The 15768-nt window shown below is 46.5% G+C and carries 12 protein-coding genes; 10 read left to right on the forward strand and 2 right to left on the reverse strand.

Annotated features, from left to right (window positions below):
• The first annotated feature begins 48 nt into the window (after positions 1–48).
• The 9 genes from H6A32_RS01205 to H6A32_RS01245 all read left to right on the forward strand — a co-directional run bounded on the left by H6A32_RS01205 (position 49) and on the right by H6A32_RS01245 (position 11141).
• Positions 49–1017, forward strand: a complete 969-nt coding sequence (locus H6A32_RS01205; RefSeq protein WP_204863572.1) for an ABC transporter permease — start codon at positions 49–51, stop codon at positions 1015–1017.
• A 31-nt stretch (positions 1018–1048) separates the two neighbouring features.
• Positions 1049–1924: an ABC transporter permease gene (locus H6A32_RS01210; RefSeq protein WP_346342217.1), complete on the forward strand. Its 876-nt coding sequence runs from the start codon at positions 1049–1051 to the stop codon at positions 1922–1924.
• An 11-nt stretch (positions 1925–1935) separates the two neighbouring features.
• Positions 1936–2961, forward strand: coding sequence for an ABC transporter ATP-binding protein (locus tag H6A32_RS01215; RefSeq protein WP_204863574.1), 1026 nt, complete (start codon positions 1936–1938; stop codon positions 2959–2961).
• Entirely contained in the window at positions 2954–3961 is a 1008-nt protein-coding gene (locus tag H6A32_RS01220) for an ABC transporter ATP-binding protein (RefSeq protein ID WP_204863575.1), read from the forward strand. Before H6A32_RS01215 ends, H6A32_RS01220 begins: the two co-directional genes overlap by 8 nt.
• Entirely contained in the window at positions 3951–5162 is a 1212-nt protein-coding gene (locus H6A32_RS01225) for a MalY/PatB family protein (RefSeq protein WP_204863576.1), read from the forward strand. The genes H6A32_RS01220 and H6A32_RS01225 overlap by 11 nt, the downstream gene beginning before the upstream one ends.
• A 129-nt stretch (positions 5163–5291) precedes the next feature.
• The gene (locus H6A32_RS01230; RefSeq protein WP_204863577.1) at positions 5292–6635 is read left to right on the forward strand and encodes a CapA family protein; all 1344 of its coding nucleotides are present in this window, start codon (positions 5292–5294) and stop codon (positions 6633–6635) included.
• Between the two features lie 59 nt (positions 6636–6694).
• Positions 6695–8026, forward strand: coding sequence for a replication-associated recombination protein A (locus H6A32_RS01235; protein ID WP_204863578.1), 1332 nt, complete (start codon positions 6695–6697; stop codon positions 8024–8026).
• Positions 8013–9593 carry a DUF975 family protein gene (locus H6A32_RS01240; RefSeq protein WP_087252803.1) on the forward strand — a complete coding sequence of 527 codons (1581 nt, stop codon included), beginning with the start codon at positions 8013–8015 and terminating at the stop codon, positions 9591–9593. The genes H6A32_RS01235 and H6A32_RS01240 overlap by 14 nt, the downstream gene beginning before the upstream one ends.
• Before the next feature lie 99 nt (positions 9594–9692).
• Positions 9693–11141: a 4Fe-4S dicluster domain-containing protein gene (locus tag H6A32_RS01245; RefSeq protein ID WP_087168380.1), complete on the forward strand. Its 1449-nt coding sequence runs from the start codon at positions 9693–9695 to the stop codon at positions 11139–11141.
• A 79-nt stretch (positions 11142–11220) separates the two neighbouring features.
• On the opposite strand, the gene H6A32_RS01250 is transcribed toward H6A32_RS01245, so the two are convergent.
• Positions 11221–12570 (reverse strand): uracil-xanthine permease family protein, encoded by a 1350-nt coding sequence (locus H6A32_RS01250; protein ID WP_118635974.1) that lies wholly within the window; start codon positions 12568–12570, stop codon positions 11221–11223.
• A 161-nt stretch (positions 12571–12731) separates the two neighbouring features.
• On the opposite strand from H6A32_RS01250, the gene H6A32_RS01255 reads away from it, so the two are divergent.
• Positions 12732–13601: a radical SAM protein gene (locus tag H6A32_RS01255; RefSeq protein ID WP_204863579.1), complete on the forward strand. Its 870-nt coding sequence runs from the start codon at positions 12732–12734 to the stop codon at positions 13599–13601.
• A 35-nt stretch (positions 13602–13636) separates the two neighbouring features.
• On the opposite strand, the gene glgX is transcribed toward H6A32_RS01255, so the two are convergent.
• Positions 13637–15754, reverse strand: a complete 2118-nt coding sequence (gene glgX, locus H6A32_RS01260; RefSeq protein ID WP_346342220.1) for a glycogen debranching protein GlgX — start codon at positions 15752–15754, stop codon at positions 13637–13639.
• Positions 15755–15768: the final 14 nt, after the last annotated feature.

Raw genomic sequence — 15768 nt, forward strand, 5'->3', positions numbered from 1 at the left:
TTGGGATGTTAATACATTCCCCGTTTCTATATGCAGAAAGGAAAAACTATGTGGAAATACTGTTTGAAAAAAATTGTTGAACTGGCGGTGGTCCTGCTTCTGATTTCCTTCTTTTCTTTTGCTGTTATCTATATTGCTCCGGGTGACGTTTCCAGCATGTATATTTCTCAGGAAATGACAGAGGAGCAGAAAGCAGCAGTTCTGGAACATCTTGGAATGGATAAAAGTATGCCGGAACAGTATCTTGGATGGCTTAAACAGGCAATCCATGGAGATTTTGGAATCTCACTTGCCAATCGTACTTCAGTTACACCGCAGATTTTAAGCCGCTTGCCGGCAACGCTCCTATTGATGGGAACGGCGCTACTGCTATCAATTGTGCTGGCAATTCCACTTGGATTGTGGTCTGGGTACAAAAAGAACAGTCTGGTTGATAATGCGATCAGTTCCCTTTCCTATATCGGGATGTCGATTCCGTCTTTCTGGCTTGGAATGTTACTTGTTATTGTATTTACAGCGAAACTTCATTTGTTGCCTTCCAGTGGAATGAATACAGTTGGGGTGAACACACCGTGGGATACTTTTATTCATATGATTATGCCATGTATTACGCTGAGTCTTGGTAATCTAGCGACCTTTATCCGGTATATTAGATCCAGTACGATCGGGGAACTAGGAGAAGAGTATGTACTGACAGCTCAGGCAAAGGGAACAAGCGGAGCAAAAATCCTGTTCCGTCATGTACTGAAAAATACACTGCTTCCGATTATTACACTGATTGGAATGAATCTTGCGACGCTGGTCTGTGGTTCGTTCATCATTGAAAGTGTATTTGGGTGGCCGGGAATCGGAACTTTTGCCATGGAGGCAATCGGTAAGCGAGATTACCCGATCATCATGGCGTACGTGATGCTTTCGGGATTTATACTGGTTATCGGAAACTTTATTGCGGATATGTTGTATGCGTTTGCAGATCCAAGGATAAAACGGGGGATAGACAGTGCAAATGGAAGATAAGAAAATAATAACAGAGATATCCTTCCAGAGATTGGAAGAAAAAGAAACAGAACAGGTAGCGGACTACAGGCATAGTATATGGAAAGATATCCGGAAAGAAGTCCTCTCCAACAAGGCAGCGTTATTCAGTATCATTTTTCTGACAGTGATTATTATTGCTGTCCTGTTGGCACCACTGAGTCCTTATGATCCGTATGAAATTGATATTTCACAGAAAATGCAGGGAATGTCAGCAAAACATATTTTTGGAACCGATGATTATGGAAGAGACTACCTTACCAGAGCACTATACGGAGGCAGAGTTTCCCTTCTGGTTGGATTCTGTTCTATGTTTATTACAGTAATTATTGGAACACTGATCGGTGTTTTTTCAGGATATATCGGCGGAAAGGTCGATATGATACTGATGAGGTTTACAGACATTTTTCTGGCACTTCCAAGTATGCTCTTAATGATCGTGTTAAATGCCATCTTACAGCCAGGACTTGTGACACTGATTTTTGTTTTGAGTCTGTTTTCATGGGCACAGGTGGCCAGAATCACACGGGCGGAGACCATGTCGGTCAAAGAGAGGGATTATGTCATCGCAACGAAAAATCTGGGGGCTGGAAGTTTTCGGATTGCGGTGAAACATATCATACCGAATATTTTAGGACCTGTAGTTGTGGCAGCAAGTCTTGGGGTTGCCAATGCAATTCTGATGGAATCTTCTTTAAGCTTCCTGGGGCTTGGTGTACAGATTCCTGTGGCCTCCTGGGGCAGTATGCTGCAAAGCGCACAGACACATATTCTGGATACACCGAGACTTGCGATTTTGCCGGGAGTACTGATTATGCTGACAGTACTGAGTTTCAATCTGCTCGGTGATGTGCTGAGAACAGCTTTTGAACCGAAGATAGTGAAATAGGAGGAGAACATATGAAAACATTATTGCAGGTAAAGGAGCTGGCAGTATCCTATTTTACATATGCTGGTGAAGTACAGGCAGTCAGAGGTGTCTCCTTTGATGTGGAAAAGAATCAGACCGTAGCGATCGTAGGAGAGTCAGGATGTGGAAAAACCGTAACTGCAAAGTCGATCATGGGTCTGATCAAAAAACCGGGAATAGTAGATGAAAACAGTCAGATTCTCTTTCAGGGAGAAAATCTTGTCAGATATACAAAAAAGCAATGGAATAATTTCTGTGGAAAAGAGTGCGGAATGATCTTTCAGGATGCGCTTGTTTCCTTGAATCCAACCATGAAGGTGGGAAAACAGATTATTGAAAATCTGGACAACCACGAGCCGTCTCTTTCCAAAGAAGAGAAAAAGGCCCGTGCGGTGGAGATTTTAAAACTTGCGGGAATTGCAGATGCTGAACAGTGTCTGGAAAAGTACCCACATGAGTTATCAGGAGGAATGAGACAGAGGGTGATGATCGGGATGGCTCTGGTGACAAATCCGAAGCTTCTTATCGCAGATGAGCCGACAACTGCGCTGGATGTGACCATTCAGGCACAGATCATGGAACTGTTGAAAGATCTGCAGAATAAACTGCACATGTCCATTATTCTGATCACACACGATCTTGGTGTTGTGGCAGATATTGCAGATTTTATTGTTGTGATGTATGCAGGGAAAATTGTGGAGAGAGGGTCGTGCAGGGAAATTTTTTATCATGCGTCACATCCGTATACCTGGGCGCTGTTGAAGTCGGTTCCAAGAATCGATTATAACGGACAGACATTGGTGACGATTGAAGGGAGCATCCCGGATATGACGAATCCTCCGAAAGGATGCGCATTTTGCAAGCGCTGTCCATATGCAATGCATATCTGTAAGGAACATGAGCCTTCGAAGTGGGATCTTGGAGATGGACATGAAGTTTCCTGCTGGCTGATGGATGAAAGAGCTGACCGGGAAGGAGTCCCATTTGAAACAGGCAGGAGGGTTGGAAATGAGTGACACTATAAGGAAACAGGCAGAACTCGAAGTCAAAAATCTGAAGAAATATTATAAAATTGCCAAAGGAAAATCCTTAAAGGCAGTGGATGATGTATCCTTTACGATCTATCAGGGAGAAACCATGGGGATTGTAGGAGAATCCGGATGCGGTAAGACGACTTGCGGGAAAACCTGTATCGGAATCCTGCCGAAAAGCGGTGGTGAGGTGTATTTCCGTGGAAAGGATGTGCACGCCATGTCACGAAAAGAAAAATTTATATTTACAAAAGATGTACAAATGATTTTTCAGGATCCTTATGCATCTCTTGACCCGCACCAGAAGGTTTATGATATAATAGCAGAAGGAATCCAGATTCATAAGCTGGCCAAAGACAAAAATGAGGAACAGAAAAGAGTCTTTGAGCTTTTGGAGATGGTAGGACTGACTGCGGAACATGCTTCCAGAAATGTGCATGAATTTTCAGGGGGACAAAGACAGAGGATCGGGATTGCAAGAGCATTGTCGGTTAATCCCAAATTTCTCTTTTGTGATGAGCCGATATCGGCTCTGGATGTATCAATCCAGGCGCAGATTGTCAACCTGCTGATGAAATTACAGAAAGAACAGGGGCTTACGATGCTTTTCATCGCCCATGATCTTTCTGTAGTGAAGCACATTTCAGATAAAATCGGAGTAATGTATCTTGGAAAGATGGTCGAATTATCCGATTCGTCACAGCTTTACAGCAATCCTCTGCATCCATATACGAAGGCACTTCTGACTGCTGTGCCGATAGCAGATCCGGATATATCAAGAAAGCGCCAGAGGATTATTCTGGAAGGCGATGTGCCAAGTCCGGTAAATCCGCCGGCGGGATGTAGATTTTCCGGACGTTGTAAAAACTGTATGGAAATCTGTAAAAAAGAAGAGCCGAAGATGCGGGAGGTTGCAGAGGGGCATTGGACCGCATGCCATTTATACGACAGCAAAAATGAGGAGGTTTACCAACATGAAGTATGATTTTACATCCATTATGGACCGGCGCGGTAAGGACGCCATTGCAGTGGATCTTCCGGGCAATGTTCCGGCAGGGGGATTTGCGCCGGGAGGACCGAAGGAAGGGTTTGATCTGATCCCGATGTGGGTGGCAGACATGAATTTCCCGACAGCGCCGTCAATCATTGAGGCCATCCAGAAGAGACTTTCGCACCCGGCATTTGGCTACTTTGCCACTTCGGACGAGTACTTCGACGCCATTATCAACTGGCATAAGGAACGTAAAGGCGTGGAAGGACTTACAAAGGAAGATATCGGTTATGAGAACGGAGTGCTTGGGGGACTGGTATCTGCACTGAATGCGTTTGCATCTCATGGGGATCCGATCCTTGTTCACAGTCCGACTTATATCGGTTTTACAAACAGTATCGAAGGAGCAGGGTATAAGATAGTACACAGTCTGTTAAAGCAGGATGAAGAAGGAGTCTGGCGGATGGACTATGAAGATATGGATGCCAAAATCAAGGCAAACAAGATCCATGTCGCAGTGTTCTGTAATCCACACAACCCGACCGGAAGAGTCTGGGAGCCGGAAGAAATCGAAAAGGCCATGGAAGTCTATAAGGCAAACGACTGTATTGTTATTTCCGACGAGATCTGGTCTGATCTGATTCTGGAAGGATATCACCACACACCGACCCAGTCTGTAAGTGAGGACGCAAAGAACCGGACCATCGCACTGTATGCACCAAGCAAGACATTCAATCTGGCCGGTCTGATTGGAAGTTATCACGTGATCTATAATTTCTATCTTCGTGACCGAGTTGTGGCAAGCAGCAGCAAATGCCATTATAATTCCATGAATGTGCTTTCCATGCATGCGCTTGTGGGAGCATACAGGAAAGAAGGAGCTGAGTGGGTAGATGAGCTCCGTCAGGTACTGTCCGGAAATGTGGACTATGCATATGATTACATCAAAGAGCATTTTGAAGGTGTAAACCTCTCAAAACCGCAGGGAACCTACATGTTGTTCCTGGATTGTGAAGAGTGGTGCAAAAAGCATGGAAAAACAGTGGACGAGCTTTTGAAGGCAGGATGGGATGTCGGTGTTGCATGGCAGGACGGACGTCCGTTCCATGGAGAATACTGTATCCGTATGAACCTTGCGCTGCCGCTTTCCAGAGTGCAGGAAGCATTCCGGCGGCTTGATGAATATGTATTTTAAAGGATAAAGGCTGATTACAAAAGAGATGTGCCAGGATAGAAGTGTAACATATATCCGGGGCGCATCTCTTTTTACTGCCTTTTTATGTCGAATATGGTATAATCAGCACAGGACGAAATGTCTGAAGGAATGAAAACAGTTACAAAAGAGAAAAGAGGGTGGAAAGCTATGACCGAAGAGGAAAAAAGACGGGAATTAGCCAGGCGCAAGAGAATCCGAAGAGAAAAGCGCCGGAAGAAGCTGATCTGGAAGCGGAGAATTCTGATCGGCTGTATGGTACTGATTCTTGTGCTGATTGTTGGCTTGATTTCATCGATCCGCTCCTGCCATCAGAAGGCAGTAGAGACTGATGCGAAGATTCAGGCGGAGAAAGAGGCCAAAGAGAAGAAAAAACGGGAAGAAGCGGAGAAAAAAGAAAAAGAGGAGCACACACTGCGCATAGTGGCTGTTGGAGACAACTTTTTCCATGACACCGTACTGGCCGACGGACAGCAGGAAAGCGGAGTGTGGAGCTATGATTACATTTATGAAAATGTAAAAGAAGAGATTGAAGGGGCGGATCTTGCCGTTGTCAATCAGGAGACGCCGATTGTGAGCAGCCACGACAATACGAGCGGCTACCCGACCTTTGGAATGCCGCAGGAAGGCGGCCAGGCCCTTGCAAATCTGGGATTCGATGTGATTACCATGGCAACGAATCATTCCTATGATAAAGGAAAAGAAGGAGTGACAGATTCCCTTGCTTTCTGGGAATCCCAGGAGACGCCTCCGGCAGTGCTTGGAATTCATGAAAGCGCCGAAGACCAGCAGGCGGACCGGGTGAAGATCATCGAGAAGAAGGCGTTTAAGATTGCAATGATGAATTACACAACCCTGATCAATATCGGAGCTCCGGTTCCGGAAAATGAATCTTATGCGGTTGATGTCTATGATGAAGAGACGGTAAAAGCGGATGTGGAACGAGCCAAAGAAGAGGCGGATATCGTGATGGTCTTTCTGCATACCGGGGTGGAATATCAAAATGAACCGGATGAAGCGACGAAAGAGCGGGTGGAGTATCTGGCCGATCTTGGAGTAGATGTAGTGATTGGCACGCATCCGCATGTGATCCGTCCGTACGGCATGATGGAACGTCCGGATGGAAAGCAGATGCTTGTGTACTATTCTCTTGGGAATTTTGTTTCCGGACAGCAGGGAATTTCCCAGCTTCTGGAGGGAATGGCAGATATGACGTTTGTCAAAGATCCGGATACAGGCGAGATCAGTATTGAAACGTACTCCATGGAGCCTCTCGTGATGCATTATGAACCGGGATATTCAGGATATGCGGTATATCCGCTGGAAAAATATACCGAGGAGCTGGCAGCGGCCAGCGGTGTCCATCAGGAGACGAATGAGGATTTTTCACCGGAGAGTATTCAGGCTTACTTTGAACCATATCTGAAGCCGCAGGTATTTGAGCGGTCAGAATAATCCGGTCAGTCAGACAGCCTGCAACAGGGGCGAGATGAAAAAGGAGGTAAAAAAGAGCTATGGAACAATTATCGTTATTTGATGACAGAGAACGGTTGGCGCCTCTTGCCTCCCGGCTTCGTCCTTCCTCTTTGGAGGAGTTTGCAGGGCAGGAGCATCTGGTCGGGAAAGGGAGGATTTTAAGGCAGCTGATTGAGAAAGATCAGATCTCCTCCATGATTTTCTGGGGGCCGCCTGGTGTCGGAAAGACAACCCTTGCAAGTATCATTGCGGGGAAAACGAAGGCGGAGTTTGTCAATTTCAGTGCCGTGACAAGCGGGATTAAAGAGATTAAGGAAGTCATGAATACGGCGGAGATGCAGCGTCAGATGGGAAAACGGACCGTGCTCTTCGTGGACGAGATCCACCGGTTCAACAAGGCGCAGCAGGATGCCTTCCTTCCGTTTGTGGAAAAAGGAAGTATTATTCTGATCGGGGCGACTACGGAGAATCCGTCTTTTGAGGTAAATTCCGCGCTCCTTTCCAGATGCAAGGTCTTTGTACTGAAAGCACTGGAGACGAAAGATCTGGTGAAACTGCTCGAGCATGCGTTGAAAAGTCCGGCGGGATTCGGAAATCAGAATATTCAGATTACCGGGCAGCAGATAGAGGCGATCGCCGCCTTTGCAAACGGGGATGCCAGGACTGCGCTGAATACGCTGGAGATGGCGGTGCTGAACGGGGAAATGAGCGCAGAGGGAATCCGGATCACCAATGAAGGACTGGAGCAGTGTATCAGCCGGAAGTCTCTGCTCTATGATAAGACCGGGGAGGAACATTACAATCTGATTTCCGCCCTTCACAAGTCCATGAGAAACAGCGATCCTGATGCAGCAGTCTACTGGATGTGCCGGATGCTGGAAGGCGGAGAAAATCCACTTTATATTGCCCGGAGACTGATCCGGTTTGCAAGCGAGGATGTGGGGATGGCAGACAGCCGGGCGCTGCAGGTGGCGGTTGCGGCATATCAGGCGTGCCATTTTCTTGGAATGCCGGAGTGCGATGTACATCTGACCCATGCAGTTGTATATCTGGCAATGGCGCCAAAATCCAATGCCCTGTACCGGGCGTGTGAGTCCTGCAAGCGGGATGTGAAAGAAAAACGCGCAGAGCCGGTGCCGCTGGTATTGAGAAATGCGCCAACAGGACTGATGAAAGAGTTAAATTACGGAAAAGGGTATGAATATGCTCATAATACTGAAGAAAAACTGACCCGTATGCAGTGTATGCCGGACAGTTTAAAGGGAAGAATCTATTATGAGCCGACGGAACAGGGAGAAGAGCGCAAAGTAAAAGAGCGCCTTCAGAAGATAAAGGAATGGAAAAACGGAGATCGAAATGATGTGGAGTAGAAAAAAGCTGAAGAAACAGGGAAAGCAGGCTTTGCGTAAGAACTGGTGGCGGATTATCGGAATCAGTTTGATGCTGGCATTTATTGCAGGAGGTATGAGGATTTCCTACCGGATTGACGATGCGGCAGTCAGACTTACCGGAGAGGAAATCGGAATACCGACGAATGCGCAGATTTTGAACGACTGGTATTTGAGTATAGAGAGAAGCTCTGATACGGAGAGCGGACAGATTCTGGCCTTTCTGGGGGAGCACTATACCCCGAAAAAAGGGGTGCTGGCCGGAGTCTATAATCATATGACCAAGGAAAGATCTGCTTTTTTTGGATTTTTAAATGCGATGAATGATTTTTTGTTCAAAGATAAAATTGCAGAAGGCTTTGTTATTCTGATCGGTGTCATTTTGCTGATTCTGTTTCTGATTTTTGTAAGTAACGTCCTGAGCGTAGGGCAGTGCAGATTTCTTCTGGAAAACAGAACATACCGCCAGGTAAAAATGGGCCGGCTTGCCTTTGTCTGGAGAGCAAGACGCTGGAAAAATGTAATGTTTATCATGCTGAAAAAATCAGTTTTTCTGTTTCTGTGGGATATGACGATTATCGGCGGTATCATCAAAAGGTATTCTTATCGGATGATTCCGTTTATTCTGGCGGAAAATCCGGATATTCCGCACCGTGAAGCCTTTCTTTTGTCCAGACAGATGATGAATGGAAATAAAATGCGGGCTTTTATCCTGGATCTTTCTTTTCTGGGATGGCATATCCTGAATATATTTACCATGGATATTTTAAGGTATGCCTTTATTACCCCGTATACGGAGACCACATCTGCCGAGCTTTATGTGGCGCTGAGAGAGGAAGCGTTTGAAAAAGGACTTGATGGAGTCCGTTTCCTCGATGACGAGAGGTTGTATGAAGAATCAGATCTGGAAGAGTATCCGGTAGAATCCCATAGACTTTATAATCCGCAGATGAAAAAATGGATCCGCATTGAGTATGAGCGGACCTATTCTTTGAGATCCCTTATTCTTATATTTTTTACCTTTTCATTCGTCGGATGGCTGTGGGAAGTGTCTCTTCATTTGTTTGGGGACGGTGTGTTTGTAAACAGGGGATTTTTTCATGGACCGTGGCTGCCGATTTACGGAACGGGAGGCATTCTGGTAGTCGTGCTTTTGAAACGGTTTGTGCATAAGCCGCTTGTGACTTTTTTGATGGCGGTGGTTGTGTGTGGTGCTGTAGAATATCTGTCCGCATGGCTTTTGTGGGAAATTAAAGGTATGTACTGGTGGAATTATACCGGATACTTTTTGAATCTTCACGGGCGCATCTGCGCGGAAGGGTTGATCGTATTCGGGCTTGGAGGCTGTGCCTTTATCTATATCGCGGCGCCGTTTTTTGATGAAATTTACAGGCGGATTCCACAGAAGATTGCAAGAATTATCTGTGTAGTCCTGCTGCTTCTGTTTGCTGTTGATATCGTTTATTCACTGATCCATCCGAACAGCGGGGCAGGGATTACCGACTATCATGTACATGCTGGCGAAGTATTGTCGCTGCTTTGTCTTTGAATAAATACACGGTGCACACTTTCCTTTTTTCCATGATTAATTTATAATAGAATCAGCGCATTAATGAAAGAGTAAGAAAAAAGGAGACAGGAGAGAAACATGTACGCTGATGAAAATGTAATCACAATCAAACATAAGGTACTGAATGAAGTGGCGAGGCTGGCTTTTGAAGGAAAACTGGAAGAAGAGCGGGATCACATTGCAGGCAGACTGATTCCGGGACCTCTTCCGCAGTTTCGATGCTGTATTTACAAAGAAAGAGAAATCATACGTCAGAGAGTTCGTCTGGCAGAAGGAAAGGCGCCGGGTGAAGAGGATGATGGAAATATTATTCAGGTCATTAATTCGGCGTGTGAGGACTGTCCGATTTCCAGTTATACAGTAACTGAAAACTGTCAGAACTGTCTTGGAAAAGCATGTATCAACGCATGTAAATTCGGAGCAATCGAATCAGGAAGACACCGGTCCCATATTGATGCATCCAAGTGTAAAGAGTGCGGACAGTGTGCAAAGGCATGTCCGTATAATGCGATTGCACATTTGAAGCGGCCGTGTAAGTTCAGCTGTCCGGTTGACGCAATTACTTACAATGAATACGGTCTTTCCGTGATCAATAAGGACAAATGTATCCGCTGCGGAAAATGTATCCACAGCTGCCCGTTTGGAGCAATCGGAACAAAGAGCTTCATGGTACCGGTTATTGAAGCGTTGAAGTCCGGAAAACATGTTTATGCAATGGCAGCCCCTGCCACAGAAGGACAGTTTGGTCCGGATATCACGATGGCAAGCTGGAGAAAGGCCATGAAGGAAATCGGCTTTGTGGACTTTTACGACGTAGGACTTGGCGGGGACATGACTGCGGCATACGAGGCGGAAGAATGGACGGAAGCCTACAAGGAAGGAAAGAAGAAAGTGACATCCTGCTGTCCGGCATTTGTCAATATGGTGCGGATGCATTTTCCACAGCTTGCAGACTGTGTTTCTACAACGGTATCACCGATGTGTGCAGTATCCAGGCTGATCAAGGCACAGGATCCTGAGGCAGTTACGGTATTCATCGGACCATGTGTGGCGAAGAAATCAGAAGTTGTGGATCAGCAGATTGAAGGAAATGCAGACTTTGTACTTACATACAGTGAGATCCGCGCGATTATGAGAGCCAAAAATGTGAAACTGGAACCATGTGAGAATAACGATCAGATTGCATCTACATTTGGAAAACGCTTTGCAAATTCCGGTGGAGTGACGGCGGCAGTACTGCAGAGTATGAAGGAGGCCGACGCCGATATCGATGTGAAAGTACAGAAGGCGAACGGGGCCGCAGAATGCAAGAAAGCTCTTCTTCTTTTAAGAGCAGGAAAACTTCCGTTTGACTTTATCGAAGGAATGGCATGCGAAGGCGGCTGCGTGGGAGGACCAAGCGCATATAACGACCAGTTCTCATCCAAAAAGAACAGAGATGCACTGATCAGCCAGGCAGACGACAGAGGAATTCACGAAAACCTGAGCAGATATCAGATGGACAGCTTCTCCATGCACAGAGAGTAGGAAATATCTGATTTCCTGTATATAGAAACGAATATAGAAAAAGGAAAGTTCATTGGAACTTTCCTTTTTTGTTGTTTATCTATGATTTCTTTTTTTCTTCTTTCGGAAGAATGGTATTCAGAATAATCGCCGTCAGTGTTGCAAGGACAACCGGAGAACTTCCAAAGATTGTTGTAACCCAGGATGGAAATGACGCCAGTGAAGCAGGTGCCTGTGTAACACCCATGCCAAGGGCAACTGACAGCCCGACAATAGCGGTATTCCGGTAATTCATCTCCTGGAGCATGATCAGCTTGATTCCGGTCATTGCGATGGATGCGAAAACGGAAATCGTTGCGCCTCCAAGTACACATTGAGGAATCGTAGTCAGAAGCGCTGAAAATTTCGGGACAAATCCGGCAACCAGCATGATGACCGCTGCAAGACCAAGTACACAGCGGTTGATGACTTTTGTTGTCGTAACAATGCCGACATTCTGACTGTAAGTTGCTGTCGGAAGTCCGCCGATCAGGGAGCACAGAATATTTGTGACTCCATACATGACGATACCGCCCTGCAGTTCTTTATCTTTTGGTTCCCGTTCCATACTTCCTACTGTTGTAGCAGAAAGATCTCCGATCGCCTGAATGGAGTTGATGGCAAACAACACACCGATCGCAATGCAGGCGGATGGATCGAAAGAAAGTCCGAAATGCAGTGGCTGCGGGAGCTGGAAGTAGCCCGCGGACTGGATTCCGGAAAAATCGACGAGTCCCAGACACGATGCAAAGATATACCCTGCGATGATTCCTACGAGGATGGACGCAAGCTTTAAAAATCCTTTCGCAAAGTGATTCAGACCGACTACTACGGCAAGAGTGAAAAAGGCCGCAAGCCAGTTTTTCCAGGAACCGTAATCAGGATTCGAAGTACCTCCTGCCATATAGTTGACCGCGGTAGGATACAGGGAGAGTCCGATTGTAAATACGACGGTTCCGGTAATGATCGGCGGGAACAGAACACGGATCTTCTGTATGGCAAGACCGACTATAATTGCGACAAATCCGCCGATGAGCTGCGCGCCGAGAATCGTTCCGACATCAGAATTTGAGGCGATGGCCTGCATGCTTGGCACGTAGGCAAAGCTGATTCCCATAATGACCGGAAGAGCCGAACCGAGCTGAAAATTTTTAAACCGGATAAAAGGAAACAGCTGAAGCAGAGTGCTGATTGCGGAAGTGAAAAGGGCAGCCTGCACTAAAATGACCTGATCACGTTCGTTGAGTCCGGCCACACCGGATACGATGATTGCAGGGGTGACACATCCAACAATCATGGCAACGACGTGTTGAAGCGCAAGAGGAAGTGCCTGGCCAAACTTCGGTACTCCGTTCAGCTCAAAAACTGAGGCATACTGCCTGCTTTGAGACGAGTGGTTTGAATTTGACATAATGTCCTCCTTAGTATAAATCTATAAAACATGATAATACTATACCAGTCACAGCCTGCCTGCAAGTGGTTTTGCCAAAAATCTTAAATTTTCTTAAAGATTTCTCCGCCTTTCTGCCTGTTACGGTGTATAATAAAGGCAGGAAAGGTGCAGGTGATGGTATGAATTACGAAGGACAGATTTGCAGGGGACCGATGGAACGTTCCTCTTTTATGCTTCCTGTGGAAGTGGGGTGCGCGTATAACGGCTGTAAATTCTGCACCCTGTTCAAGCATCTGAAATACAGGGAGCTCCCAATGGAACAGATCGAAGAAGAATTAAAACGGGTCAGTACGGTGGGCGGAAATCCCAGGACCGTATTTCTGGGAGATGGAAATGCATTCGGACTTCCAACGGAAAAACTTTTGGCGATTATTGAAAGGGTACATGTTCATTTTCCGAGATGCGAGGGGATTCACATGGATGCGACTGTGACCGATATCAGCCGGAAAAGCGATGAGGATCTGCGAAGGCTCTACGAAGCGGGAGTCCGGCATCTATATCTTGGTATTGAGAGCGGACTGGATGATGTCCTTGCTTTTATGAATAAGGATCATACATTAGAGCAGGCATACCGGCAGATTGACCGGATGAGAGAAGCCGGGCTGATTTACGATGCACATTTTATGACCGGTATAGCCGGAAAGGGCAGAGGTATAGAAAATGCGGAGTATACCGCAGAGTTTTTTAACCGGACCAGGCCGTCCAGAATGATTAATTTTTCCATGTTTCTTCATGAACGGGCAGCATTGTACGAAGAAATTCAAAAAGGTACATTCCGGCCTGCGGATGAGCTGGAAAATCTGATCGAAGAGAGAAGACTTCTGGAGCTTCTTAAGCCTTGGGGGCAGGAAGTGCTTTACGACGGATTTCATGACATGATTGAGTTCCGGGTCAGAGGAAAACTCCCGAAAGATAAGGAGAGTATGCTTGCAAGGCTTGACGAAAGAATTGCCGTAGAAAAGCCGGGACTTACAGCCTTTGTGAAATAAGAGAAAAGAAAAATGAAGGAGTGTCTGATTAGAAATCAGACACTCCGTTTTTTGACAACAAAGAGAATGACGGAACGTTCACCTAAAAGGACGGTATGTTCTGCCGGAGGCATTTCCGCATCCTGAAAGATCGTCCGGGACGGATCACCGGTATTGACGGCAATGTGCCAGTTCCATTCAAAAGGAAGATCGGGCAGAAAAAGGGTAACGGGTTCCCAATGTGTATTGATGGCAAGGTAGATGGTATCCTGAATCTGCTGTTCCTTGTCAAAACCGGAAAACAGCACACAGAGAACGTGCGATTCCAGGTCAGATACAGGTTCCCATGGATGGATACCGTGAAAACTCATCGACGGGAAAGAAAATCTTCCGGCAGGAAGATCTGTACGGATGGCAGGATGTCTCTTACGGAATGCAATCATATACTTGACGAAGGAAAACAGATTCTGGTTTTTCTCAATCAGCGACCAGTCCAGCCAGGAAACCGGATTATCCTGACAGTACGGGTTGTTATTCCCGTACCGGGTGTCTCCGAATTCGTCTCCCGAAAGAAACATCGGGGTTCCGCGGCTGCATAAGAGTACGGCAAATGCGTTCTCCATCATACGTAGACGAAGGGAAAGAACATCCGGATCATCCGTTTCCCCCTCGACCCCGCAGTTCCAGCTGTAATTATCGTTGGTGCCGTCCGCATTGCTCCACCCGTTTCCCTCATTGTGCTTCGTGTTATAGGAATACAGGTCATTCAGGCAGAAGCCGTCATGGCAGGTCAGGAAATTGACGGAAGCATTGCTTCCGCGCCCTTCCGGAGGATAAAGGTCCGGTGATCCCATAATTCTCTGCGCTGCGGCATGAAGCATGAAAGTATCTCCCTTTAGAAACCGCCGCATATCATCCCGGTATTTACCGTTCCATTCTGCCCAGCGGTTCCAGGATGGAAAGGAACCGACCTGATAAAGTCCTCCTGCATCCCACGCCTCGGCAATCAGCTTGACATTGCCGAGGATGGAGTCGAAAGCAAGTGACTGCAGAAGGGGAGGCTGGTTCATAGGGGATCCGTTCTCGTTCCTTCCAAGGATAGAAGCAAGATCGAAACGGAAGCCGTCCACCCGGTATTCTGTTACCCAGTATCTGAGGCAGTTCATAATCAGATTTTGCACGACCGGATGATTGCAGTTTAGCGTATTTCCACATCCGCTGAAATTATAATAATGTCCGTCCGGGGTCAGCATATAATAAATCTGATTGTCGAATCCTTTGAAAGAAATATAAGGACCGCGCTCGTCACCTTCGGCTGTGTGATTAAATACCACGTCAAAGATCACCTCGATGCCGTTTGCGTGACATGTACGGATCAGTTGCTTCAACTCGGTCCCTTCCCGGTTATATTCGGAGTTAGAGGCATAACTTGTATTTGGAGCAAAAAAGCTGACCGGATTATAGCCCCAGTAATCCAGAAGCTGATTTTCGTCGAGGAGACGGCAGTCCCGCATTTCATCGAACTCAAATACCGGCATAAGCTCAATGGTAGTCACACCAAGCTCAAGAAGGTAGGGAATCTTCTCGATCAATCCGGCAAAGGTGCCGGGATGTGTGACGCCGGAAGAAGGATCTTTTGTAAATCCCCGGACATGGAGCTCATAGATGATCGTGTCCGACATGGAAATCATCGGTTGTTTATGATCGCCCCAGTCAAAATTGCTTCTGACAACACGGGCACGATATCCATGTTTCTGGTCGTTTTTACATCCCCAGCGGCTCTGCCCGGTGACAGCTTTTGCGTAAGGATCAAGAAGAATTCTTGTCTTGTCAAAACAAAGTCCTTTTTCTGGTTCGTACGGGCCGTCCAGCCGGTAGGCGTATTCAAACTCTTCGATGTCAAGCCCGAATACGATCATGGAGTAGACAAAACCGATCCGGTAGGTTTCCGGAAATTTCAGAACTGCAAAGGGTTCTTCAGCCTCCCGGTGATAGAGAAGCAACTCACAGGAGGTAGCAGCCTGTGAGTGAATCGTAAAGTTGACACCTCCGGGAATAACGGTGGTTCCAGGAGAAAGAAAAAATCCGGGACGTACCTGAAATCCGGAGATGACATCCAGTGGTTTTAGATGGCTGCTGGGAACAAGAGTTAAATCGGAGCAGGTCAAAATAATATACCTCCTTTCAA

It is taken from the genome of Drancourtella massiliensis (genome assembly GCF_016900655.1).
GTDB lineage: Bacteria > Bacillota > Clostridia > Lachnospirales > Lachnospiraceae > Sellimonas > Sellimonas catena.

Excerpts from the sequence above, each read along its gene's own strand:
- H6A32_RS01250 (WP_118635974.1), bottom strand. The coding sequence starts at position 12,570 with ATGTCAAATTCAAACCACTCGTCTCAAAGCAGGCAGTATGCCTCAGTT.
- H6A32_RS01205 (WP_204863572.1), top strand. The coding sequence starts at position 49 with ATGTGGAAATACTGTTTGAAAAAAATTGTTGAACTGGCGGTGGTCCTG.
- H6A32_RS01220 (WP_204863575.1), top strand. The coding sequence starts at position 2,954 with ATGAGTGACACTATAAGGAAACAGGCAGAACTCGAAGTCAAAAATCTG.
- H6A32_RS01245 (WP_087168380.1), top strand. The coding sequence starts at position 9,693 with ATGTACGCTGATGAAAATGTAATCACAATCAAACATAAGGTACTGAAT.
- H6A32_RS01215 (WP_204863574.1), top strand. The coding sequence starts at position 1,936 with ATGAAAACATTATTGCAGGTAAAGGAGCTGGCAGTATCCTATTTTACA.
- H6A32_RS01230 (WP_204863577.1), top strand. The coding sequence starts at position 5,292 with ATGAAAACAGTTACAAAAGAGAAAAGAGGGTGGAAAGCTATGACCGAA.
- H6A32_RS01235 (WP_204863578.1), top strand. The coding sequence starts at position 6,695 with ATGGAACAATTATCGTTATTTGATGACAGAGAACGGTTGGCGCCTCTT.
- H6A32_RS01255 (WP_204863579.1), top strand. The coding sequence starts at position 12,732 with ATGAATTACGAAGGACAGATTTGCAGGGGACCGATGGAACGTTCCTCT.
- H6A32_RS01240 (WP_087252803.1), top strand. The coding sequence starts at position 8,013 with ATGATGTGGAGTAGAAAAAAGCTGAAGAAACAGGGAAAGCAGGCTTTG.
- H6A32_RS01225 (WP_204863576.1), top strand. The coding sequence starts at position 3,951 with ATGAAGTATGATTTTACATCCATTATGGACCGGCGCGGTAAGGACGCC.